A 21,903-nucleotide genomic window follows, 5' to 3' on the forward strand; every position below is an offset into this window, starting at 1 on the left:
CCGGACATATGGACGCAAGCGATCGAAAACGACGCAAAACAACCGTTGCAGGCAGGGCGCCGTCCACATATGGATCCCAGGGTCTGCGCCGCGTCGCTTTGCTCCTTGCTCCGCCCTGGGATGACGAAGACGTGGTGGCTTATCGCTAATCGCAACCTTGGAGATTGGCAGCCCGATCGGCAGGCTCCCATCCACAGCCCTTTCAGGCTCTGTCAAAGAACCAAAACCTCTGTGCAGAGGAACTAGTCCTCGATCGGCTCGGGCGGATGGGCATCGCGGCCCTTGCCGAAGGTATAGCCGGTTTCCACCGCCCTGCGGCCAAACTTGCCGCGCAGCGTGTCGATGGCGCCTTCGGCCATGGCGCGCTTGCGTGACTGGACGTCGACCAGGTCGGGCGGGTCCGCCCTGTCATCGTCGGAGAGATCGCTGACGCCAATGCCGAGCAGCCGGTATTTTGTGCCATCCGCTTCCTTGCGCAGCAGCTCGAGCCCGGTCGAAAAAATGCGGTCGGCCAGCCGGGTCGGATCGCCGAGCTGGCGATTGCGCGTGCGGATCTTGAAATCCTGCGTCTTGAGCTTGAGGACGACCGTGCGTCCGGCAATGCCGGATTTTTTCAGCCGGGCCGAGACCTTTTCCGACAGCGCCCTCAGCACCGAGACCAATTCGTCGACGGAGGCAATGTCGGTATCGAAAGTGGTTTCGGCGGAGACGCTTTTCGCGTCCTGGCCGGGAACGACGCGACGGTCGTCCTCGCCGCGCGACAGCCGGTAGAGCCGGTCGCCCATGACGCCATAGCGGCGCATCAGGTCGCCGCGCTCCATGCGCTGCAGCTGGCCGATGGTGCCGATGCCGTCGCGCTCAAGCGTGGCGGCAAAAGCCTTGCCGACGCCCCAGATCAGCGTCACCGGCTGCTCGGCCAGGAAGCCGGTCGCCTCGGCCTCGCCGATTACCGAAAAGCCGCGCGGCTTGCGAAAATCCGACGCCACCTTGGCCAGGAATTTGCAGTAGGAAAGGCCCGCCGAAACGCTGATGCCGATCTCCTTTTCGACGCCGAGCGCGAAGCGCGCCAGCACCACCGCAGGCGGCAGGCCATGCAGGCGCTCGGTGCCGGCGAGGTCGAGGAAGGCCTCGTCGATCGAGAGCGGCTCGACCAGCGGCGTCAGCGCCTGCATCATAGCGCGCACCTCACGGCCGACGCGGACGTATTTTTCCATGTCCGGCGGGAGGACCACCGCTTCCGGGCAGGCTTCGAGCGCCTTGAACATCGGCATTGCCGAGCGCACCCCATGGACGCGAGCGATGTAGCAAGCGGTGGAGACGACGCCGCGCTTGCCGCCGCCTATGATCAAAGGCCGGTCCTTCAAGGCCGGATTGTCGCGCTTTTCGACCGCCGCGTAGAACGCGTCGCAATCGATATGGGCAAGACGCAGCCGGTAAAGCTCCGGGTGACGCGCGAGTCGCGGACTGCCGCAGCGCTCGCAACGGCGTGCCTCGCTGCCCTGGAAACTCAGGCAGTCGCGGCAAAAACCGTGTTCGGGATTGTTGACAGGGGCCGCCATCGCTGCGAACATAAAGAGAACAAATGCAATGGTACGACAGTGCGAGGCTGGCCACAAGGCGGCTGGCCGGGAGAGGATTGATGGAGACGATCATCGCACCGCTGACGCCTGAGCTTTGGGCGGATTTCGAGGACCTTTTCGGCAAGCAGGGCGCCTGTTACGGCTGCTGGTGTACGCATTTCCGGTTAGCGCCGGCGGTGCGCCGCGAGAGCAATCGCGAGCGCAACAAGGACCACATCAAGGCACGAATCGAGGCCGGGCCGCCGCCCGGCCTGCTGGCCTTCGAGGACGGCCAGGCGGTCGGCTGGATGCAGATCGGCCCGCGCGCCGACGTGCCCGAATGGAACAACCAGGGCAGGGGGTCGGCGCCGATCGACCCGGCCGACGCCACCGATCCGGGCGTCTGGGCGATCTCCTGCTTCTTCATCCGCACTAAGGCACGCGGCAGGGGCCTGTCGCACCGCCTGGTCGGAGGCGGCATCGACTTTGCACGGGAAAGTGGTGCACGGCTGCTCGAGGCGTGCCCGATCGACCTGTCGAAGGATTCGCGCTCGATCGGGCTGTTCGTCGGGTCGTCGCGGGTCTTCGAAAAGGCCGGGTTCCAGCGGTTGGTCGAGCGCAAGCCAGGCCGGCCGCTGGTGCGGCTGGTGCTGTAAGCGATGCCGCAACACATGGGCCTTCTCTTGCGGCTGTGATGGTATTTCCCTACCAGTGATAGAAACGGTGCGATTAAGTGAGGATCGACATGAAGCGCGTTTTGCCATTTGTTTTACTTCTTGCCTGCAGCGCACCGGCCTTCGGCCAGGCGGTCGACAGCCAAGGCGCCAAGCAGCTTTCCGACGATCTGGCGCACTATTTCGGCAAGAAGCTGTTCGATATCGGGTTCGTTAAAATTTCAGTCGACGGCGATGCCTACAAGCTGGCATTCGACTTCAAGCCAGTCACGGATTTGATGGCAAAGCAGCAAGCCTTCAAGTTCGACATCACGCCTTACTTCATGCTGGTCAAGCCACGCAAAGATGGACACTGGGACGTTTCGGCGGACGTGTCGCCCAAGGGGTCTATCGATTTCGGTGGCCCTGAGGGGCCGCAGCACATCGACTTCTCCGTGTCGGACAACAAGTTCACCGGAGTTTATGACCCCGACCTAGCCGCTTTCGCGAGCGCAACCGGTTCGATGGCTGGCATGACGATGACCACCCGAGAGCCCAAGCAGCAGGCGGATGTCACGGTCGGTCCTGGCACTGCCGTAATAGCTTCGACCAAATCCGCAAATGGCGGCATCGATTTCACGGTAACGGAAAAAATAACGAACTTCGCCGAAACGATCAAAGTCAACGATCCCAAAAGTGGGTTGAGTTTTCCGGCTGCTGTAAAAGCGCCTGAACTTTCCGTGGATGCGACCGGCAAGGGTTTACGGACAAAGCCGCTGCTCGACCTGCTTGCTTTCATCGTGGCGACTGACGATGAAGCCAAATTCAAGGCGAATGAGGCGGAGTTCAAATCGCTTCTGACGGCAGCACTGCCACTGTGGGAGCGGATCGACGGCACCTACGGCTTCAAGGACTTTGTGGTGGAGAGCCCGGTCGGCAAGTTCGGTGCGAAGCAATTGAATTCCGCCGTCGGCATGGACGGCATCGCCAAGGACGGCAAGATCAACTACGCGTTCAAGGTTTCCGGCCTGACAATGCCGCAGCAGGTGCTGCCCAGCTGGAGCGTTGCGTTGCTGCCGACGGATATCGACCTCAACTTCGGCGGCGCCAACATCGATCTGGACAGCATAGCGAAGAAAACCATAGAAACCCTTGATTTCAGAAAGGATCCACCGCTGCCGGCAGATTTTGGCAAACAGATCTCCGCCGACTTCCTGGCCAAGACGCCAAAGGTCGTTCTCGGACACAGCACGATCAAGAACGGCAACATCGAGATTGCGATGGAAGGCGAGATGACGTTCCCCGGCAAGAAGCCGGATGCGGACGTGACTGTCGACATCACCGGATACGAAAAGATCGTGGAGACCTTGCAGACGGCGGCGAAGACGGACCCGCAGGCCGCGCAGTATTTTACCGGCGCGCTGGCGATCAAAGGGTTTGGCAAGACGCTGCCGGACGGCCGGCTGGAATGGGTGATCAACACCAAAGCCGACGGTTCGGTGACGGTCAACGGCGCCATGCTGAAGCCGGCCGACCCCGTCGGGACTGACGACAGTGGGGAAGAGGCAACGCCGTAAAGCACCAGCAGTGGCCCGTCGTCTGCGGCAGGTTCTTCGATCTGCCCGCAGTCTCGGGATCGTCGCCTATATCGAATGCTCATGATTGTCGTCGCCGAGCGGGAGCGCCCGCAATGCCTTGCCGACTGCGGCGGGCGGCGTTCCGGTCTCCTCGGAAAAACGCATCAGCGTCGGCTCGTGAGCGAGGATGAACTGCAGCACGCCGGCCAGGAATCCCGGCTCGCCGGCCGCCCGGCGGATGGAATGGGCTTCGATGCCGGTGATCGCCAGGAAACGCGGCAGCAGCTCCGGATCGGCGGCGACGAAGCCCAATGCCTTCACGGCAAGGGTTTCCGCTTCCTCGCGCATTGACGCTGAGTTTGCCATCACTACCTTCTTTGGAGTGAAATGAGTCTCTTTTCGCAGTAATCGCAAGCGCCGCTTGCGGCAAGCTCTTCAATGCGGCGATCGAGGTGGAATCCGGCGGCTTTTGCCGCGGCCGGTTTCCGTTTCGTCAATCATATCGCTGTATAGTGAAGCAGGGTTTGATGCGTACCGGCGAGGGCGCATGACGGCATCCTTGGACAAAAGGGTCAGCCGGGACGGGAAATCGATGCCTAAGAAGGTTATGATCGTCGAGGACAACGAGCTCAACATGAAGCTCTTTCGCGACCTCATCGAAGCGAGCGGCTACGAGACGGTGCGCACACGCAACGGCCTGGAAGCGCTGGATCTAGCGCGGCAGCACAGACCGGACCTCATCCTGATGGACATCCAACTGCCCGAAGTGTCCGGCCTCGAGGTGACCAAATGGCTGAAGGAGGACGACGATTTGCATGTCATCCCGGTCATTGCCGTCACCGCATTTGCGATGAAGGGTGACGAGGAACGCATCCGCCAGGGCGGCTGCGAGGCTTATATCTCCAAGCCGATCTCGGTGCCGCGTTTCATCGAAACCATCAAATCCTACCTGGGCGATGCCTGATGTACCTTTGCAGCCGAGCCGGAGCTTTGTGAAATGACCGCGCGGATCCTCGTCGTCGACGACATCCCAGCCAATGTCCGGTTGTTGGAGGTTCGGCTGCTTGCCGAATATTTCGAGGTTCTGACCGCCACCAACGGGCCGGATGCGATCGAGATCTGCGAGAACGGCAAGGTCGACGTCGTGCTGCTTGACGTGATGATGCCTGATATGGATGGGTTCGAGGTCTGCCGGCGGCTGAAGGGCGACCCGGCGACATCGCACATCCCGGTCGTGATGATCACCGCGCTTGATCAGGTTTCGGACCGGGTGCGGGGCCTCGAGGCCGGCGCCGACGATTTCCTGACCAAGCCGGTCAACGATCTGCAACTGATGACGCGCGTCAAGAGCCTGGTCAGGCTGAAGTCGCTGACCGACGAGCTGCGGCTGCGCGCCTCGACGACGCGCAATATCGGCATCGAGGAGCTTTTGAGCCGCAACTTCGCTGCCGACGACGCAGTGCCAAAGGTGCTGCTGGTCGATGAGCGTAAGTCCTCCTTCGAGCGCATCCAGAAGATGCTGCGCGGCAGCGCCGATCTCGACGTCGCCACCGATCCGCATGCCGGCTTCTTTCAGGCTGCTGAGCTGCCCTACGAGTGCGTGATGATCTCGACGGCTTTCGCCGACTTCGACCCGCTGAGGCTCTGTTCGCAATTGCGCTCGCTCGATCGCACCCGTTTCCTGCCGATCATCCTTCTGGCGGACGAGGGCGAGGAGGGGCGCATCATCCGTGGCCTTGAACTTGGCATCAACGATTATCTGATGCGGCCGATCGACCAGCAGGAGTTGACCGCGCGGCTGCGCACGCAGGTGCGCCGCAAGCGCTACAACGACCAGCTTCGCGCCAGCGTCACCCAGACCATCGAGATGGCGGTGACCGATGCCCTGACCGGCCTGCACAACCGCCGCTATCTCGACAGCCATCTGCAGACGCTGTTCGACCGCGCCGTGGCGCGGCGCCGGCCGCTGTCGGTGATGATCACCGATCTGGACCGCTTCAAGACTATTAACGACACGCACGGCCATGACGGCGGCGACGACGTGCTGCGCGAATTCGCGCGACGGCTGCGCAAGAATGTGCGCGGCATCGACCTGGCCTGCCGCTTCGGCGGCGAGGAGTTCGTCGTGGTGATGCCGGACACGGACGGCGCGGTGGCCGAAAAGGTCGCCGAGCGCATTCGCGCCGAAATCGCCCAGCTGCCGTTTGCCGTCGGCACCGAAGGCAAGGCCGTCGAAGTCACCGTCAGCGTCGGCGTGTCGTCGGTGCTGAAGGGGGTAGACACGGTCTCGGCGCTGATGAAACGCGCCGACCTCGCGCTCTACGAAGCCAAGAGCGGCGGCCGCAATCGCGTCGTCGCCAAGGCGGCTTAGCACCGAACACCAATTGCCGGGTCAACGCGACAAGGTTACGAATTTACCTTAATCCAAGCGATTTGCGAGGCTTGGTTAAGAAACGGTTGATTTCCATAAGTTGTTGCGCAAATGTGCAGCCCTTAGACGTAACCGGCACGAGGCTAGATCGCCGGTTCGACCCGAAGAATACCCCATGATGCTCAGGTCCGCCGCATCTCCTGGGTCCGTGGGGTCGGCCGGCCGGCGCTGGCACATAGTGGCCTCCTCGTACCGCTGCCAAACGCCGGCCGGCCCCCAATTTTCAAAACACATCAGGATTCTACGCCAAAACCTGGAAAACGCTTGGTTTTGTTGCGGCAGCGACAGCGCCCTTTGAAATAGCCGGCTGGGCAGAGCGTATGCGCCCGCAGTCGGTTGACAGGGGCCTGTCTTCTATGCAGAAATTGGTTGGACCATTGAGCCATTTGGTGACCCGTTGGCATGACCGAATTCGGCCTTTCCCCAATACAGGCAACTGCTCGCGACGACGCGGTGCTCAAGGCGCTGGCCGGCTTTGTGATGCGGGAAGCCCTCGGGCCCGGCCAGAGACTGCCGACCGAACGCATCCTCGCCGAGCGCCTCAAGGTGAGCCGCAACACCGTGCGCGAGGCGCTGACGCGCTGGGAAGGGCTCGGCCTGGTCGAACGGCGGCAAGGCAGCGGCACCTATCTCAAGGGAGTGGTCTCGCTGGACATGCTGCACATGCCGCTGACGCTGGCCGGCGGCAATGATTTCACCAGCCTGATGCAGACGCTGGAAATCCGCCGGGCACTGGAAGCGGAAGCCGCCGCCCTGTGCGCCGTCCGCGCGGGCCAGGCAGATCTCGTCGAGATCGGGCGCAAGCTCGACATTATGGAGCAGGCCTTCCACACCCGCGCCGGGATGTCGGCGGAGGAGGACTGGGAATTCCACCAGTCGATCTACCGCAGTTCCGGCAATCCGCTGTTCGAGCAGATCATCGCCGCCATGCACGAACTGTTCCATCGTTTCTGGGAGCATCCGCTCGGCGTGCGTGATTTCGGCCACGCCAGCTTTCCTTACCACCGCACCATCTACGAACGCATCGCCGCGCACGATCCGGAGGGGGCCCGGGCCGAGGCGCTCAAGCTGATCGCCACCGTCGAGGACGATCTGAAGCGCGGCGCGGCCAAACTCGAACTTTCAGGGCAGAAATGAGCGATCATCCCGCCGGTTTCGAAAACGACTATCTCGCCGAGGCAGCGACGCTTCTCGCCCATGACGAGCCTTTCCCCGGCGGCGCGGTGGTCCCGCCGATCTACCAGACTTCCCTCTTTACCTTCGCCGACTATTCCGAGATGGCCGACACATTCGCCGGCAGGCGACGTCAGCCGATCTATTCGCGCGGCGACAACCCGACGGTCATGGAGTTCGAGGCGCGTGTCGCCGCTCTCGAAGGCGCGGAGGCCGCGCGCGGCTTTTCCAGCGGCATGGCGGCGATCAGCGCCACGGTGCTTGCTTTCGTCGGTGCCGGTGAGCGCATGGTTGTCGTGCGCAATTGCTACGGCGATGCCTACCGGCTGTTCGAACGGCTTTTGCCACGGCTCAACATCAAGGTCGACTATGTCGACGGTTCCGATCCGGACGCGGTCGCGGCAGCACTTCCCGGCGCCAAGCTGCTCTACCTGGAAAGCCCGACGTCGATGATGTTCGAGCTCCAGGACATAACCCACCTGGCGCGGCTGGCCAAAGAGCAGGGCATCATCACCTCGATCGACAATTCCTGGGCGACGCCGGTGTTCCAGAAGCCGATTTCGCACGGTGTCGACCTGGTGCTGCATTCGGCCTCGAAATATCTCGGCGGCCACAGCGACACCGTCGCCGGTGTGGTGGCCGGTTCGGCCGCCCATATCCGACATATCAACGAGCAGACCTATTCCTATCTCGGCGGCAAACTTTCGCCTTTCGAGGCCTGGCTGTTGCTGCGTGGCCTGCGCACATTGCCGCTGCGGTTGCCGCATCACATGAAGAGCGGGCTGACCATCGCCGAACGGCTGAAAGCGCATGACCATGTCGAGCGGGTCAACCACCCGGCCTATTCCAACCATCCAGGCAAGGCGACGCTTGCCGGCTATGCCGGGCTGTTCTCGTTCGAAGTGACGGAAGACGTCGACATCCCGGCTTTCGTCGATGCGCTGAAACTCTTTCGCATCGGCGTCAGCTGGGGCGGCCATGAGAGCCTGGTCGTTCCGGCAAAGGCCTCGCTCGAGCAGACGCCGGGCCTGAATTCGATGGCGCGCTTCGGCGTCAGCCCACGAACCATCCGCTTCAGTGTCGGATTGGAAAGTGTCGAAGACCTGTGGGCGGATGTTGCCCGGGCCTTCGACAGAGCAAAAAGATAAAGGAGCCGTTCAAAATGGGAGTGCTGAACATGAAAAAACTGAGCATCCTTCTTGGTGCCGTCGCGGGTCTGGCGATTTCCGCCGGCAGCGTGCTAGCCGATTCCACGGTCAAGATGGTCGAGGTCATCACCAGCCCGCCGCGTACCGAATTCCTCAAGAAGCAGATCGCCGAATTCGAGGCGGCCAATCCGGGTGTCAAGGTCGAGCTGGTATCGCTGCCCTGGGGCCAGGCGTTCGAGAAGTTCCTCACCATGGTGCAGGCCGGCGACACGCCCGACATCGTCGAGATGCCGGAACGCTGGATGGGTCTCTATGCGACCAACGGCCAGCTCGAGGATCTCGGGCCATACATGGCCAAATGGGACGATGCCAAAACGCTGGGCGAGCGTGCCAAGCAGTTCGGCTCGACGGTCGATAACAAGCAGTACATGATCCCTTACGGCTATTACCTGAACGCGCTGTTCTGGAACAAGAAGCTGTTCAAGGAGGCCGGTCTGGACGGTCCGCCGGCGACGCTCGATGAATTCGTCGAGGACTCCAAAAAAATCTCGGCGATACCGGGCAAATACGGCTACTGCCTGCGCGGCGGCCCGGGCGCCTTCAACGGCATGCATATGTTCATGAACATCGCCGCCGGCAAGGGCGGCTATTTCAACGAGGACGGCACCTCGACCATCAACGAGGAAGGCTCGGTCAAGGGCCTGCAGATGCTCGCCGACATGTACAAGAACGGCCTGGCGCCGAAAGATGCGGTGAGCTGGGGTTTTAACGAGACCGTCACCGGCTTCTACAGCGGCACCTGCGCCATGCTGAACCAGGATCCCGACGCGCTGCTCGGCATCGCCGACAAGATGAGCGCCGACGATTTCGCCGTGGCGCCGATGCCGGTCGGGCCGAGCGGCAAATCCTATCCGACGCTCGGTTATGCCGGCTGGGCGATATTCGCCAATTCCCAGCACAAGGACGATGCATGGAAGCTGATGGCGACGCTGTTGTCGCCCAAGGACAATCTGGAATGGGCAAAGGAAGTCGGCGTCATTCCAATCCACAACGGCGCCGACCAGGACGCCCACTTCAGGACCGAGCAGTTCAAAGGCTGGTTCGAGGAACTGAACAACGGCGACAAATACGAGATGGTGACGCCTCCGACGCATCTGGAAAACCTTGGCAATTTCGTCGACCAGGTGGCGATCAAGAATTTTCAGGAAGTGCTGCTTGGCCAGAAAGCGGCCAAGGACGTGGCTGACGAATGGGCCAAGTTCCTGACCAAGGAACAGCAGGACTGGCTGGCCAAGAACAAGAAATAGCTTTTCTTCCTTGTCCCGTTCACGGGGAGAAGGTGTCACGAAGTGACGGATGAGGGGCGGCGCCAACCCGACTTGGCTCGCGCTGCTTCTCATCTGCCTGCCCGTCCTCCGCAGCAGCTGCGCTGCAGCTGCGGAGGGTGGACCGGCATCTCCCCGTAAACGGGGAAGGCGCTGTCGCCAGCCCGTGCTTACCCAGGAGACGATCCAGTACCAATGACCTATGCCGTGTCCGAAATCCGATCCGCCGGCAGGCCGCGAAAGAAGCGGCTATCCCATGCCGCGATCGAGCCTTGGCTCTATCTCAGCCCGGCGATCGCGCTGCTGGTCGTCGTGCTCCTGGTGCCGCTGGTTATCGGTGTCGGCTACTCGTTCCGCAAATTCTCCGCTTTCAAATCCGAATATGTCGGGCTTGGGCAGTATCAGGCGATGCTGTCGGATCCTGTGCTCGGGCAGGCGCTCGTCAACACGCTATGGTGGACGGCAGCCAGCCTGTTCTTCCAATTTTTCCTTGGACTTGGCCTGGCGCTGCTGCTCGATACGCCGTTCCGGGGCAGAAAGATCGTGCAGGCCGTGGTGTTCCTGCCCTGGGCGGTACCGTCCTTCCTCTCGGGCCTGACCTGGGCCTGGCTGTTCAACCCGATCATCGGGCCGCTGCCGCATTGGCTCTACGCCTTGGGGCTGAAAGCCGAGCCAACCAACGTGCTCTCCGATCCCTCGACAGCCATGTGGGGGCCGATCGTCGCCAATGTCTGGTTCGGCATTCCCTTTTTTGCCATCACGCTTTTGGCGGCGTTGAAGTCGATCCCGTCAGAACTGCATGAGGCGGCGGCGATCGACGGCGCCTCGCCGTGGCAGCGCTTCACCAAGGTGACGCTGCCGTTCCTGGCGCCGACCATCGTCATTACCGTCATGCTGCGCACGATATGGATCGCCACATTCGCCGACCTGATCTTCGTCATGACCGAAGGCGGGCCTGCCGGTTCGACCGCCACGGTGCCGGTCTATATCTATGTCAGCGCGTTCAAGTCACTGGATAAGGGCTATGCCTCGGCGGTGGCGGTGCTGCTGCTTGTGCTGCTCATCGTCTATGCGATTGCGCTGATAGGCATCCGCCGCTCGCTGGTGAGGCACGTCTGATGATTGCAGGACGCTCCGTCTCCTCGCGCATTCTCGGCGGCATCGGCCTTTACGGCGGCATTGGTGCCTATATGGCCTTCGCGTTGTTCCCGATCTTCTGGACGTTGAAGATCTCGGTTACGCCGGAGCGGCTGCTCTATTCCGAAGGCATCACTTTCTGGCCGTCGCAAGCGACGCTGCAGAACTTCGTCACCGTGCTCGAAGCCACCGATTTTCCGCGCTATTTCCTGAACAGCGTTATCGTTTCGGTGTCGACGGCAGCCTTCGTAACGGTCATTGCCACGCTCGCCGGCTACGCCATGTCGCGATTTTCCTTCCGCGGCAAGGCGACCCTGGCCATCCTGCTTTTGCTCACCCAGACTTTTCCGCTGGTGATGGTCATTCCGCCGATCTACCGCATCATGGGACAGATCGGCCTCATCAACAGCCTGACCGGCCTCGTCATCATCTACACCGCATTCAATACGGCCTTTGCGACCTTCCTGATGCAATCTTTCTTCGACGGCATCCCGCGAGACTTGGAAGAGGCAGCCATGATCGACGGCTGCACACGCCTGCAGGCGATGCGCAAGGTGATCGTGCCGCTGACGCTACCCGGCATGGGCGCGACGCTCGGCTTCGTCTTTACCGCCGCCTGGAGCGAGTTGCTGTTTGCGCTGATGCTGATTTCCAGCGACGACCAGAAGACCTTCGCGGTCGGCCTGCTCACCTATATCGGCAAATTCGCGGTCGACTGGGGACAGATGATGGCTGCTTCCATCCTGGCGCTGATCCCGGTCTGCGTCTTCTTTGCCTTCCTGCAACGCTACCTCGTCACCGGCCTTACCGCCGGCGCCGTCAAGGGATAGATCGATGGCCTCCGTTACACTCGACAAAGTCCGCAAAGACTATGGAGCCGTGCGCGTTCTGCACGCGGTCGATCTCGAAATCGCCGACGGCGAGTTCGTCGTTCTGGTCGGCCCGTCCGGCTGCGGGAAATCGACCCTGCTGCGCATGATCGCCGGGCTGGAGGAGGTCTCCGACGGGCAGATCCATATTGGCGAGCGCCTGGTCAACGACATCGCGCCAAAGGACCGCGACATTGCCATGGTGTTCCAGTCCTACGCGCTCTATCCGCACATGGACGTGTCGAAGAACATGGGTTTCAGCCTGATGCTGAGAAAGGCCGGCAAGCCGGCGATCGATGCAAGGGTGGACAGTGCCGCCAAGCGGCTCGGGCTCGATGCGTTTCTGCAGCGCCTGCCGCGGCAATTGTCTGGCGGCCAGCGTCAGCGCGTCGCCATGGGCCGTGCCATCGTGCGCGACCCGAAGGTCTTTCTCTTCGACGAGCCGCTTTCGAACCTCGATGCCAAGCTGCGCGTTCACATGCGTGCCGAGATCAAGGCGCTGCACCAGCAATTGAAGACCACTTCGGTCTATGTCACCCACGACCAGACCGAAGCGATGACAATGGCCGACCGCATCGTCGTCATGCATGACGGCCTCGTCCAGCAGGTCGGTGTGCCGCTCGATCTGTACGACCGGCCTGTCAACATGTTCGTCGCCGGGTTCATCGGCTCGCCCGGCATGAATTTTCTGCCTGCCGTAGTTGAAAAGGGCGCCAAGCCGGATGCCATCCTGGCCGACGGCCAGAAGCTGAGCCTGCCGGACGGCCTGCCGCTCAGGGATGGCGATGCGATCACCGTCGGCTTGCGGCCCGAGCATATCCGGCTCGCCGACAATGGCGCGCTGCAGGGCGAGGTGGGTGTCGTGGAGCCGCTCGGCCTGTCCACCCAGTTCTATGCCAGGCTTGCCGGCCAGCAGGTCTGCGTGTTTGCCATGGGCCGGGCCAGCGTGAAGCCGGGTGAGGCCGTGCGCCTGTCGGCTGATCCGGCATCGCTCCATCTGTTCGATCCGGCAAGCGGCGGTCGCATCGGCTAGTCCTGTATTCCCGAAACGAAAAACGCCGCCCGGAGGGCGGCGATTCGGTACTGCGAGAGAAAACCCGATTACTTGATCTTGGTTTCCTTGAATTCGACGTGCTTCTTGGCGACCGGGTCGTATTTGCGGAACGACAGCTTGTCCGTCTTGGTGCGGCTGTTTTTGCTGGTCACGTAGAAGAAACCGGTGTCGGCGGTCGACAGAAGCTTGATCTTGATGTTTGCGGCTTTGGCCATGATGTTCGTCCGTTAAATGTTCGTGGAGTTTTGGCCGCTGGAGCACGGGGAAAACACCCGGACGCGGGAAACTTGCCGCGACACATAAAGAACGCGCCCGGAAAGTCAACCCTTGTCCAGGTTCTGTGTCGTAAGCAGATGAGTTGTCCGGATTAGGTAGCACATGAGTTGTCCGGGTTTATTGCCAGCCGATGGAGGCTGGGGACGAAGCAGACATTGATGTGCTACCAAAACCCGACAATTTGATTGGGTGCCGACAGCCGCGGGAGGCTCCTGTGTGCCTCCGGCCGTCCTCCGGGTGGCGTCTCAGTTTGAATGCTGGCTATGAGTATCGAGCGATGGACGGCTGATCGATCACCCAAAGCCAGTTCCCGTCACCTTGCCGGCGAGCGATTTCCGCAGTAACGGTGCCATCGGCAAGGCGCGTGGAAGTGAGCGCCAAATCCCTGTTGATGATAGCCGGACGCTGATCTCCGAGATCAAACTTTCGTCCCGCTGCCACCAACTTGGCGTAAAATCGGCGGATGGCATCTCTGCCGCAGGCCAACTGTCCGTTGCCGGTATCGAGGATGGCACCGGGTTCGTAAAGAGCAGCCATTCCTTCCGCGTCTCCCGCTTGCTCGCGAGAAACCAACAGCCGCGCCAGGTCCTGGGGATCGCTTGCCGATTTGCGGTTTGCTTCATCATTCATCGGCAGGCTTCCTGACAGCCAAATTCAAACCGAGATACGACCAGGTTCCGGTCACTCCGCCGCGACGGTTTCCGGTTGCAACGCCTTCTTCCAGTCTCCCGTCGTGTTCCACCAGCGGTTCGGGTTGGCGCGGTCGTCGAGACCCTTGGAGCGGCTGGCAAGCAGTGGCTGAATGCGGATCACCGGCTCCTGATAGCTGTGAACCTGGTAAATCGCTTCGACGACGCGAGCGGCGAGCTTCTGGTCGTCAGGCAGTTCGAACGACACCTCGACAGTCCCTGGCCGCCTGCGCAATTCCGTCTCGGCGCCGGCGGCGGCACCTTCAAGCGGCCGGTAGCGTTCGATGCCGTCCGCCGACTGGAAAGCATTGCTGTCATATTTGCCCATTCCGAGCGGTACGATCGCGACCACCGCCTCCATGATGCGGTCGACATCGGCTGCCGGTGCCTGAAAGGTCACCAGCAGCAGCAATTCCATCCGCAGCGATTTCGTTTCAAAGCCACTGTCGATCATCCGAGGTCTCCCTGCTCACGCACTTTGGGGGAGCATATACTCGAGCCCTCCTGACATGGTTGTGTCAGGAGTTGGTCAGCAGTGGGAGCGATGTGGCAGCGGAACCGACTCAGAGGATTTTGCGGAGCAGCCTGGTGCCGACCAGCACGATATAGCAGGCGAAGAACAGGCCGAGCGCCCAACCGAAGCCCGACGGCCCGAAAGCGTCCATGCCGATGCCGATTGCCTGCGGGCCAAGCACCATGCCGACGCCGTAGCAGAGAACGAAGGCGGCGTTGGCGGAGGCCAGTTCGTGGCCGGAAAGCTGGGAGCCGAGGTGAGCAAGACCGATTGTATACATAGCGGCGACCACACCGCCCCAGATGAACAGAAGCGCTGCCATCAAATGCCAGTTCTGCGCGAAGAACGGCATGAAGACCGTGCCGGCAAGCCCGACAGTGGCACAGGCCATCAGCAGATAGCGGCGGTCGCTGACGCAGTCGCTGATCATGCCGATCGGGATCTGCAACAGCACATTGCCAAGCCCGATCATGGTGAGCAAAAGGGCGGCGTCCGCCTCTGAGTAGCCGATGCGGCTACCGTAGACCGGGAACAGTGCAAAGCCGCCGGTCTCGACCGCGCCGAACACCAGCACGGCGGCGGTCGCCGTCGGCACCAGCCAGATATAACGCAGGAAATTGCTGGTTTCGCCGTCGGAGACGATCGTCGGGCTCTCGTTGCGTGCCGCCAGGACTGGTATGGCAGCGAGCGTAACCAAGGCGATGGTAACGCCGAAGGGCAGGAAGCCACTGCTGCCGAGATGGGCGAACAGCCAAGGCCCGGCGGCAAAGCCGAGAGACAGCACGGTGGCATAGATGCCGAGGACCAGTCCGCGCCGGTGTGGCGGCGCCGAGGTGCTGATCCAGAATTCCGACAGGATGAACAGCACCGTCAGCGCGATATGCAGCAGCACGCGCAGCGGAAACCACATCCAGAAAGCTGGCGCGAAATGGAAACCGACAAAGGCCAGCGCCCCGGCGGCGATCATGGCAAGCATCGTCCAGGCGACCCCGAACCGCATGGCGAGCGGGGTGGCGAGCGGCGCGCCGGCGATAGAGGCGAGGCCGGCGACCGCGGTGTTGAGACCGATCATCGACGCGGAATGGCCACGCGTTTCCAGGATCACGCTGAGCAGCGGCATGCCAAGACCGATGGCAATGCCGACGACGCTGATCGACGAGATCGCCGCGACCATCGGCAGCCAGTGTACGCGTTCCTTGCCCTGCGGCTGGATATCGACTGTCATGGAATGCCTGGCTGCTCTAGAGAATTTCGCGGACGAAGCGATTGCGGACAAGCCGGTAGAACGGCACGGGACCGCCGGGGCTCAGCAGCGGATCCCGGGCGAGCCGGGTTTCCAGCTCCTCCAGGACCGAGCGCGTGATGTCTGGAATATCGGCTTGCCGGGCCTTGGCCAGCGGCAGCCAAACGACGTCTTCCAACTCGTCGGTCGGACCGCCATCCGGCAGTTGCACGGCGACATCGTCGCGCCATGCGGCGAGAAAGCGCGTATCGAAGCGGCGCACCCGGTTGGGCGGGGTGATGGCGCGTGCGACGAAGCGCAGCGCTTGCAGTGATGGGATGACGCCGTGTTCGACAAAGCCCTGCCAGTCGCGCCTGGCGGTTGCGAACACGCCTTTTTGACCGATCAGCAGGCCGGCCTCCTCATAGGTTTCGCGGATTGCCGACAAGGCAATGGCGCGGGCGCGAGCCGGGCTGGTGCGACCGATGCCAGCGGTCAATCTCGCTTCTTCCTCGGGATGAAGTGCGGTGGCTATCGAGATGCGGCTGTCGGCCGGATCGGTGCGGCCGCCGGGAAACACGAATTTTCCCGGCATGAAGGCATGACGGGCGTGGCGCCGGCCCATCAGCACCAGGAATTCGTCGCCTTTGCGGTCGAGCAGGATCAGCGTCGCGGCGTCGCGCGGGCGTATAGGCTTGGCATCGAGCGCGATCCGCGCAACCTTGTCGATTTCCGCCTTGGTCATAACGTCCATGCGCTCGACCTAGCGGAATCTTCTCCGATGCGAAAGTGGCGTCCAGCCATGCCGATTTGCGCCAGCCTCGGTTTCAAGCCTCGGGATGCGACTCGATCAGATCTTCGTCACCGCCAAAGCCGTGCATATAAAACGCCCATTGCAGGCCGATGACAGCGCCCTTGACCGGCTGCAGCAGGACGACGGCGAGAATGATGGTCAATGGCACCCAGATGGCGATGTGCTGCCAGGTCGACAGCGTCGAGGTCGCTTCGACACCCATGAAGGCGCCGAGCACGATGTGGCCGACAATGACCACCACAAGATAGGCCGGCAGGTCGTCGGCGCGATGGTGGTGAAGTTCCTCGCCGCAATGATCGCATTTGTCGACGGTCTTGACGAAGGCGCGAAACAGCTTGCCCTCGCCGCAATGCGGGCAGCGGCCGAGCATGCCGCGCTTCATTGCCGTCCATAGCGGCCGGGCGGTCCGGCCCGAGTGATGTTCGCCGCCGAAAATCCGTTCTTCCACCTGCAGTTCTGTTGGCATTACCGTCTCCTGCCGCGCGAGCCTGGACGCGATTGCGACGCCCGGGCGCGGCCTTTGGCCTTGTGGAACGACCGTTTGGAGCCGGGCAGCGGCTTTGGCTCGGTCAGCATCTCGAAACGCATCGCGCCGGCCATCGGCGCCACCTCGATCAGGCGAACCTCGACGCGATCAGCAAGCTGATAGCCCTTGCCGGTGCGTTCTCCGAAAAGCGATCGAGCAGTTTCGTCGTATATATAGTAGTCGCGGCCCAGGGTTGAAACCGGAATGAAGCCATCCGCGCCATACTGCGGCAATTGGACAAACAGGCCCGATTTGGTGACGCCCGAGATGCGGGCGTCGAAACGGTCGTCGATGCGCTCGGCGAGATAGGCGGCGATCAGCCGGTCGACCGTGTCGCGCTCGGCGGCCATCGCGCGCCGCTCGGTCGCCGAAATCAGCGCCGAGACCTCTTCCAGCCGCTCCGCCTCGTCCTGCGTCAGGCCCCCCGGACCAAGGCCGAGTGCGGCAATCAGCCCGCGATGCACGATGAGGTCGGCATATCTGCGGATCGGCGAGGTGAAATGCGCGTAGCGCTTCAGGTTGAGGCCGAAATGGCCGATATTGGCGGGCGAATATTCGGCCTGGCTCTGCGAGCGCAGCACCACTTCGTTGACCAGCCCCTCATTGTCGGCGCCGCGCACGCGAGCGAGGATGCCGTTGAACTGGTTCGGCCGCATTTGCGCGCCGCGCGCCAGCGACAGGCCGAGCGTCTGCAGGAATTCACGCAACGATTCCTGCTTGGCGAGCGAGGGCGCATCGTGGATGCGGTAGACTAGCGCCTGCCGCTTCGCCTCGAGTGTCTCGGCGGCGGCGACATTGGCCTGGATCATGAACTCTTCGATCAGCTTGTGCGCGTCGAGCCGCTCCGGCACGACGACCTTGTCGACGGTGCCGTCCTGCTTGAGCAGGATCTTGCGCTCGGGCAGATCGAGCTCAAGCGGCTGGCGCGTGTCGCGGCCGCGCTTCAGGATCGCGTAGGCGTCCCATAGCGGCTTCAGCACCGTATCGACGATCGGGCCAGTCGTGTCATCCGGTGCGCCGTCGATCGCCGCTTGCGCCTGCTGATAGGCGAGTTTCGCCGCCGACTTCATCATGACGCGATGGAAGGAGTGTCTGAGTTTGTGGCCATCGGCCGAGAAAGTCATACGCACCGCTATCGCCGGACGATCCTGGCCCTCGCGCAGTGAACAGAGGTCGTTCGAGATGCGCTCCGGCAGCATCGGTACGACTCGGTCGGGAAAATAGACCGAATTGCCGCGCTTCAGCGCTTCGCGATCGAGCGCCGTGGCATAGCGCACGTATGCAGCGACATCCGCAATGGCGACGGTGACAACCACGCCGCCGGCGTTCTTCTCGTCGGTGTCGGGCATAGCGAACACCGCGTCGTCATGATCCTTGGCGTCGGCCGGATCGATGGTGAGCAGCGGCAGCTCACGCCAATCCTCGCGGCCGGCAAGCGTCGCCGGCTTGACCGCCTCCGCCTCGGCGATGACGTCGGTGGGAAAAATATGTGGAATGTCGTGTGCGTGGATGGCGATCATCGAGACCGCCTTTTCGCTGGTCAGCGACCCCAACACCGCCAGAACCTTGGCTCGCGGCAGCCCGTAGCGCGAGGCCCGCGCCGGCTCGACCTCGACCAGGTCGCCGTTCTTGGCGCCGTTCTGGAATTCCTTGTCGACGACCAGCTCCGGCTGACGCCTTTCCACCGGCTCGATGCGGAACGTGCCGTCCTTCAGCACACGGAAAACGCCGAGAACCGCATCGGTGCGCTTCTCGAATATCTTCATAACCCGGCCGGTATAGGCGGGGCCTGCCGGATCGTCGGTCGGAAAGGTCTTGGCCAGCACGCGGTCGCCGATACCAGGCGTCGGCCCATTGCCGCCGCGCGACACGCGGATCGCTATGACCGGAGGTTCGCCATTGCCAATCGCTTCGGTCGGGTGCGCCAGCAGCACACCGTCGGCGTCACGGCCGAAGATGTCGAGCACCGCGACGTGGGGCAGGGCGCCGACACGGGCAAGCCGCTTGCGCTCCTTGGTCAGCAGGCCTTCATCCTGCAGGTCGCGCAAGACGTCCTTCAGCCAGATGCGGTCTTCGCCGCGCAGCGCAAACGCCTTGGCGATGTCGCGTTTTCCGGCGCGGTCCGGATTTTCGGCGATGTAACGCAGTATCTCTTCGCGTGAAGGCCGGTAATTGTCCCTGACCTTGGCACGGGTATCGGCGGTGCGCAGATCGCCGTGGCTTCTTCCGGAGACTTTGCGCGCCAACCCGTCCTATCCCTTTTTCCTGGCCGCCGGTTTTTTGGCCGCAGCCGATTTCTTCGCAGGCGCGGCCGCTTTGCGGAAGGGCTTCCTGGCGCCATTGCCGCCCTTGGCTTCCTTTTCCGCAATGAGCACCACCGCATCCTCGATCGTCACCGATTGCGGATCCTTGCCCTTCGGCAGCGTCGCATTGACCTTGCCGAAATTCACATAAGGCCCGTATTTGCCGTCGCGCACGACGATCTTGCCGCCGCCGGCAGGATGCTCGCCAAGTTCCTTGAGCGCAGCGGCTGTGCCGCCATTGCGGCCGCCTTTGCCCTTCAATTGCTTCTCGGCGATCACGGAGACGGCGCGATTGAGGCCGATCGAGAACACGTCCTCGATGCTGTCGAGATTGGCGTAGGTGCCGTCATGCAGCACGAACGGCCCGTAGCGCCCCAGCCCGGCCGAAATCATCTTGCCGGATTCCGGATGCTTGCCGACGTCGCGCGGCAGCGACAAAAGGGCGAGTGCCTTTTCGTGATCGATCGAATCGACAGTCCAGCCCTTGGGCAGGCTGGAGCGCTTGGCATCCTTGCCATCGCCGCGCTGGATATAGGGGCCGAACCGGCCATTGCGCAGCGTGATCTCCTCGGCGGTATAGGGGTCCTTGCCGAGCACTTTGGTGCCGTCTTCGCCACCGCCGTTCTCGCTATTGGGATTGGCGGCGTCGCCGAGCTGGCGGGTGAAGGAGCATTCGGGATAGTTCGAACAGCCAACGAAGGCGCCGAACTTGCCGAGCTTCAGCGACAGGTTGCCGGTGCCGCATTTCGGACAGATGCGCGGGTTCGAACCGTCTTCCCGCGCGGGAAAGACCAGCGGCGCGAGTTCCTCGTTCAATGCATCGAGGACGTCGGTGACGCGCAACTCCTTGATGTCGGCGACGGCGCCGGAAAAATCCTTCCAGAAATCGCGCAGCACGTCCTTCCATGCGAGCTTGCCGTCGGAAATCTCGTCGAGCTTTTCCTCCAGCGAAGCGGTGAAGTCGTACTCGACATAACGCTCGAAGAAGCTTTCGAGGAAGGCCGACAATAGCCGGCCCTTTGCCTGCGGCACCAGCTTGCGCTTGTCGATGGTGACATAGTCACGATCCTCGAGCGTCTTCAGGATCGCCGTATAAGTCGACGGCCGGCCGATGCCCAACTCTTCCAGCTTCTTGATCAGCGAAGCTTCCGAATAACGCGGCGGCGGCTCGGTGGTGTGCTGGGTGGCGTTGATCGCCTCGCGGGTGAGCTGCTCGCCGGCACGGATCTCGGGCAGGCGGCGGCTTTCCTCGTCTTCCGAATCTTCTTCCTTCTGCTCGATGTAAGCGGCAAGGAAGCCGTCGAAGCGAACAACCGAGCCTACAGCGCGAAGCTCGGCGGTGCGCGGGCCGTTGACTGCCTCTATCTCGACCGTGGTGCGCTCTATCTCGGCCGGCTGCATCTGGCTGGCGATGGCGCGCTTCCAGATCATCTCGTAAAGCCGCGCCTGGTCGGCGTCGAGATACTGCTTGACGGAAGCCGGCGTGCGCATGAAATCGGTCGGACGGATCGCTTCGTGCGCCTCCTGGGCATTCTTGGCCTTGGCGGAATAGTAGCGCGGCTTTTCAGGCAGGTATTTAGGGCCGAATTCCTTGGCAATCGCATCGCGTGCGGCAGAGATCGCCTCCGGTGCCATCTGCACGCCATCGGTCCGCATATAGGTGATCAGGCCGGTGGTCTCACCGCCGATCTCCATGCCCTCATAGAGCCGCTGCGCCACCTGCATGGTGCGGTTGGCCGAAAAGCCGAGACCCGATGAGGCTGCCTGCTGCAGCGTCGAGGTGGTGAAGGGCGGCCCGGGATTGCGCTTGGTCGGCTTCGCTTCGACAGACGCCGCCTTGAAGCTGGCGCCTTCGAGCATCGCTTTGATGTCGTCGGCCTGCGCCTTGTTGGAAATGTCGAGCTTTTGCAGCTTCTTGCGCTCGAAGGCGGTCAGCCGCGCCTCGAAATTTTCCTTGCGCGGCGTACCGAGAATGGCGGCGACCTGCCAGTATTCCTCGCGGATGAAACGCTCGATCTCGGATTCGCGGTCGCAGACCAGACGCAGCGCCACCGACTGGACGCGGCCGGCGGAGCGGGCGCCGGGCAGCTTGCGCCACAGCACGGGCGACAGCGTGAAGCCGACCAGATAGTCGAGCGCGCGGCGGGCGAGATAGGCATCGACCAGCGGCGCGTCGATCTGGCGCGGATTGGCCATCGCTTCCAGCACGGACGCCTTGGTGATGGCGTTGAAGACGACGCGGCTGACCGGCTTGTCCTTCAACGCGCGCTTTTGCTTCAGCACTTCCAGGACATGCCAGGAGATCGCTTCGCCCTCGCGGTCCGGATCGGTGGCGAGAATCAGGCCGTCGGCGTCCTTGACCGCCTTGGCGATATCGGCGAGACGCTTTCCAGACGCGGTGTCGACGGCCCAGGACATGGCAAAGTCCTCATCCGGACGCACCGAGCCATCCTTGGCCGGCAGATCGCGGACATGGCCGAACGAAGCCAGAACCTTGTAGTTCTTGCCGAGGTACTTGTTGATTGTCTTCGCCTTGGCCGGCGATTCGACGACGACGACGTCCATACGGTCTCATATCAGTTGTGATGCGGCAGAAGAATTCCGCTGCGCGCGACGAAATCTCGTTCAATGTG

20 protein-coding genes are annotated in these 21,903 nt (G+C 62.4%); 10 read left to right on the forward strand and 10 right to left on the reverse strand.

Annotated elements, in window-relative coordinates; all coding sequences use genetic code 11:
- Window positions 1–242 precede the first annotated feature (242 nt).
- A complete protein-coding gene (locus tag NKJ23_RS29500) occupies window positions 243–1,571 on the reverse strand; it encodes a DNA polymerase IV (RefSeq protein WP_352684111.1) in 1,329 nt (442 codons plus the stop codon).
- A gap of 68 nt (window positions 1,572–1,639) precedes the next feature.
- On the opposite strand from NKJ23_RS29500, the gene NKJ23_RS29505 reads away from it, so the two are divergent.
- Both NKJ23_RS29505 and NKJ23_RS29510 read left to right on the forward strand, forming a co-directional pair.
- On the forward strand, window positions 1,640–2,215 hold the full coding sequence (locus tag NKJ23_RS29505) for a GNAT family N-acetyltransferase (RefSeq protein WP_352530844.1): 576 nt from the start codon (window positions 1,640–1,642) through the stop codon (window positions 2,213–2,215).
- A gap of 89 nt (window positions 2,216–2,304) precedes the next feature.
- Window positions 2,305–3,789, forward strand: a complete 1,485-nt coding sequence (locus tag NKJ23_RS29510) for a hypothetical protein (RefSeq protein ID WP_352684113.1) — start codon at window positions 2,305–2,307, stop codon at window positions 3,787–3,789.
- A 66-nt stretch (window positions 3,790–3,855) separates the two neighbouring features.
- Here the strand turns inward: NKJ23_RS29510 and NKJ23_RS29515 are convergent, their stop codons facing one another.
- The gene (locus tag NKJ23_RS29515) at window positions 3,856–4,155 is read right to left on the reverse strand and encodes a DUF3572 domain-containing protein (protein WP_352530848.1); all 300 of its coding nucleotides are present in this window, start codon (window positions 4,153–4,155) and stop codon (window positions 3,856–3,858) included.
- Between the two features lie 226 nt (window positions 4,156–4,381).
- Here NKJ23_RS29515 and NKJ23_RS29520 point away from each other — a divergent pair, with 226 nt between their 5' ends.
- From NKJ23_RS29520 to NKJ23_RS29555, 8 genes are all read left to right on the forward strand, one after another.
- Window positions 4,382–4,753: a response regulator gene (locus tag NKJ23_RS29520; RefSeq protein WP_006334976.1), complete on the forward strand. Its 372-nt coding sequence runs from the start codon at window positions 4,382–4,384 to the stop codon at window positions 4,751–4,753.
- Between the two features lie 33 nt (window positions 4,754–4,786).
- The gene (locus NKJ23_RS29525) at window positions 4,787–6,160 is read left to right on the forward strand and encodes a PleD family two-component system response regulator (protein WP_352684114.1); all 1,374 of its coding nucleotides are present in this window, start codon (window positions 4,787–4,789) and stop codon (window positions 6,158–6,160) included.
- A 462-nt stretch (window positions 6,161–6,622) separates the two neighbouring features.
- A complete protein-coding gene (locus NKJ23_RS29530) occupies window positions 6,623–7,357 on the forward strand; it encodes a FadR/GntR family transcriptional regulator (protein WP_023679986.1) in 735 nt (244 codons plus the stop codon).
- Window positions 7,354–8,541 (forward strand): PLP-dependent transferase, encoded by a 1,188-nt coding sequence (locus NKJ23_RS29535; protein WP_352684116.1) that lies wholly within the window; start codon window positions 7,354–7,356, stop codon window positions 8,539–8,541. Before NKJ23_RS29530 ends, NKJ23_RS29535 begins: the two co-directional genes overlap by 4 nt.
- 29 nt (window positions 8,542–8,570) lie before the next feature.
- Window positions 8,571–9,848: an ABC transporter substrate-binding protein gene (locus NKJ23_RS29540; RefSeq protein ID WP_352684117.1), complete on the forward strand. Its 1,278-nt coding sequence runs from the start codon at window positions 8,571–8,573 to the stop codon at window positions 9,846–9,848.
- 213 nt (window positions 9,849–10,061) lie between these two features.
- Complete coding sequence (locus tag NKJ23_RS29545) at window positions 10,062–10,985, forward strand: carbohydrate ABC transporter permease (RefSeq protein ID WP_023679983.1); 924 nt, start codon at window positions 10,062–10,064, stop codon at window positions 10,983–10,985.
- On the forward strand, window positions 10,985–11,833 hold the full coding sequence (locus NKJ23_RS29550) for a carbohydrate ABC transporter permease (RefSeq protein WP_352684119.1): 849 nt from the start codon (window positions 10,985–10,987) through the stop codon (window positions 11,831–11,833). Before NKJ23_RS29545 ends, NKJ23_RS29550 begins: the two co-directional genes overlap by 1 nt.
- A gap of 4 nt (window positions 11,834–11,837) precedes the next feature.
- Entirely contained in the window at window positions 11,838–12,905 is a 1,068-nt protein-coding gene (locus tag NKJ23_RS29555) for an ABC transporter ATP-binding protein (protein ID WP_352684121.1), read from the forward strand.
- Between the two features lie 68 nt (window positions 12,906–12,973).
- Here the strand turns inward: NKJ23_RS29555 and rpmG are convergent, their stop codons facing one another.
- The 8 genes from rpmG to topA all read right to left on the reverse strand — a co-directional run bounded on the left by rpmG (window position 12,974) and on the right by topA (window position 21,835).
- A complete protein-coding gene (rpmG, locus tag NKJ23_RS29560; protein ID WP_006201775.1) occupies window positions 12,974–13,141 on the reverse strand; it encodes a 50S ribosomal protein L33 in 168 nt (55 codons plus the stop codon).
- A gap of 322 nt (window positions 13,142–13,463) precedes the next feature.
- Window positions 13,464–13,832 (reverse strand): YybH family protein, encoded by a 369-nt coding sequence (locus NKJ23_RS29565; protein WP_352684123.1) that lies wholly within the window; start codon window positions 13,830–13,832, stop codon window positions 13,464–13,466.
- Between the two features lie 51 nt (window positions 13,833–13,883).
- Window positions 13,884–14,345, reverse strand: a complete 462-nt coding sequence (locus NKJ23_RS29570) for a YqfO family protein (RefSeq protein ID WP_352568798.1) — start codon at window positions 14,343–14,345, stop codon at window positions 13,884–13,886.
- A gap of 109 nt (window positions 14,346–14,454) precedes the next feature.
- The gene (locus tag NKJ23_RS29575) at window positions 14,455–15,630 is read right to left on the reverse strand and encodes an MFS transporter (protein ID WP_352684125.1); all 1,176 of its coding nucleotides are present in this window, start codon (window positions 15,628–15,630) and stop codon (window positions 14,455–14,457) included.
- Between the two features lie 16 nt (window positions 15,631–15,646).
- Window positions 15,647–16,381 carry an NUDIX hydrolase gene (locus NKJ23_RS29580; RefSeq protein ID WP_352684128.1) on the reverse strand — a complete coding sequence of 245 codons (735 nt, stop codon included), beginning with the start codon at window positions 16,379–16,381 and terminating at the stop codon, window positions 15,647–15,649.
- A gap of 73 nt (window positions 16,382–16,454) precedes the next feature.
- Window positions 16,455–16,907 (reverse strand): DUF983 domain-containing protein, encoded by a 453-nt coding sequence (locus tag NKJ23_RS29585; RefSeq protein ID WP_352684130.1) that lies wholly within the window; start codon window positions 16,905–16,907, stop codon window positions 16,455–16,457.
- A complete protein-coding gene (gene rnr, locus NKJ23_RS29590; RefSeq protein ID WP_502902592.1) occupies window positions 16,907–19,213 on the reverse strand; it encodes a ribonuclease R in 2,307 nt (768 codons plus the stop codon). Before rnr ends, NKJ23_RS29585 begins: the two co-directional genes overlap by 1 nt.
- 6 nt (window positions 19,214–19,219) lie before the next feature.
- A complete protein-coding gene (topA, locus tag NKJ23_RS29595) occupies window positions 19,220–21,835 on the reverse strand; it encodes a type I DNA topoisomerase (protein ID WP_352684132.1) in 2,616 nt (871 codons plus the stop codon).
- Between the last annotated feature and the right edge of the window lie 68 nt (window positions 21,836–21,903).

The sequence above is a fragment of the Mesorhizobium sp. M0184 genome, from assembly GCF_040322215.1.
GTDB lineage: Bacteria > Pseudomonadota > Alphaproteobacteria > Rhizobiales > Rhizobiaceae > Mesorhizobium.

Bases quoted from the DNA above. Each gene is read 5' to 3' on its own strand.
- NKJ23_RS29550 (WP_352684119.1), top strand. From the start codon at position 10,985: ATGATTGCAGGACGCTCCGTCTCCTCGCGCATTCTCGGCGGCATCGGC.
- NKJ23_RS29580 (WP_352684128.1), bottom strand. From the start codon at position 16,381: ATGGACGTTATGACCAAGGCGGAAATCGACAAGGTTGCGCGGATCGCG.
- NKJ23_RS29505 (WP_352530844.1), top strand. From the start codon at position 1,640: ATGGAGACGATCATCGCACCGCTGACGCCTGAGCTTTGGGCGGATTTC.
- NKJ23_RS29525 (WP_352684114.1), top strand. From the start codon at position 4,787: ATGACCGCGCGGATCCTCGTCGTCGACGACATCCCAGCCAATGTCCGG.
- NKJ23_RS29545 (WP_023679983.1), top strand. From the start codon at position 10,062: ATGACCTATGCCGTGTCCGAAATCCGATCCGCCGGCAGGCCGCGAAAG.
- NKJ23_RS29585 (WP_352684130.1), bottom strand. From the start codon at position 16,907: ATGCCAACAGAACTGCAGGTGGAAGAACGGATTTTCGGCGGCGAACAT.
- NKJ23_RS29570 (WP_352568798.1), bottom strand. From the start codon at position 14,345: ATGATCGACAGTGGCTTTGAAACGAAATCGCTGCGGATGGAATTGCTG.
- NKJ23_RS29515 (WP_352530848.1), bottom strand. From the start codon at position 4,155: ATGGCAAACTCAGCGTCAATGCGCGAGGAAGCGGAAACCCTTGCCGTG.
- NKJ23_RS29555 (WP_352684121.1), top strand. From the start codon at position 11,838: ATGGCCTCCGTTACACTCGACAAAGTCCGCAAAGACTATGGAGCCGTG.
- NKJ23_RS29535 (WP_352684116.1), top strand. From the start codon at position 7,354: ATGAGCGATCATCCCGCCGGTTTCGAAAACGACTATCTCGCCGAGGCA.
- NKJ23_RS29575 (WP_352684125.1), bottom strand. From the start codon at position 15,630: ATGACAGTCGATATCCAGCCGCAGGGCAAGGAACGCGTACACTGGCTG.
- topA (WP_352684132.1), bottom strand. From the start codon at position 21,835: ATGGACGTCGTCGTCGTCGAATCGCCGGCCAAGGCGAAGACAATCAAC.
- NKJ23_RS29520 (WP_006334976.1), top strand. From the start codon at position 4,382: ATGCCTAAGAAGGTTATGATCGTCGAGGACAACGAGCTCAACATGAAG.
- NKJ23_RS29530 (WP_023679986.1), top strand. From the start codon at position 6,623: ATGACCGAATTCGGCCTTTCCCCAATACAGGCAACTGCTCGCGACGAC.
- NKJ23_RS29500 (WP_352684111.1), bottom strand. From the start codon at position 1,571: ATGTTCGCAGCGATGGCGGCCCCTGTCAACAATCCCGAACACGGTTTT.
- NKJ23_RS29540 (WP_352684117.1), top strand. From the start codon at position 8,571: ATGAAAAAACTGAGCATCCTTCTTGGTGCCGTCGCGGGTCTGGCGATT.
- NKJ23_RS29510 (WP_352684113.1), top strand. From the start codon at position 2,305: ATGAAGCGCGTTTTGCCATTTGTTTTACTTCTTGCCTGCAGCGCACCG.
- NKJ23_RS29565 (WP_352684123.1), bottom strand. From the start codon at position 13,832: ATGAATGATGAAGCAAACCGCAAATCGGCAAGCGATCCCCAGGACCTG.
- rpmG (WP_006201775.1), bottom strand. From the start codon at position 13,141: ATGGCCAAAGCCGCAAACATCAAGATCAAGCTTCTGTCGACCGCCGAC.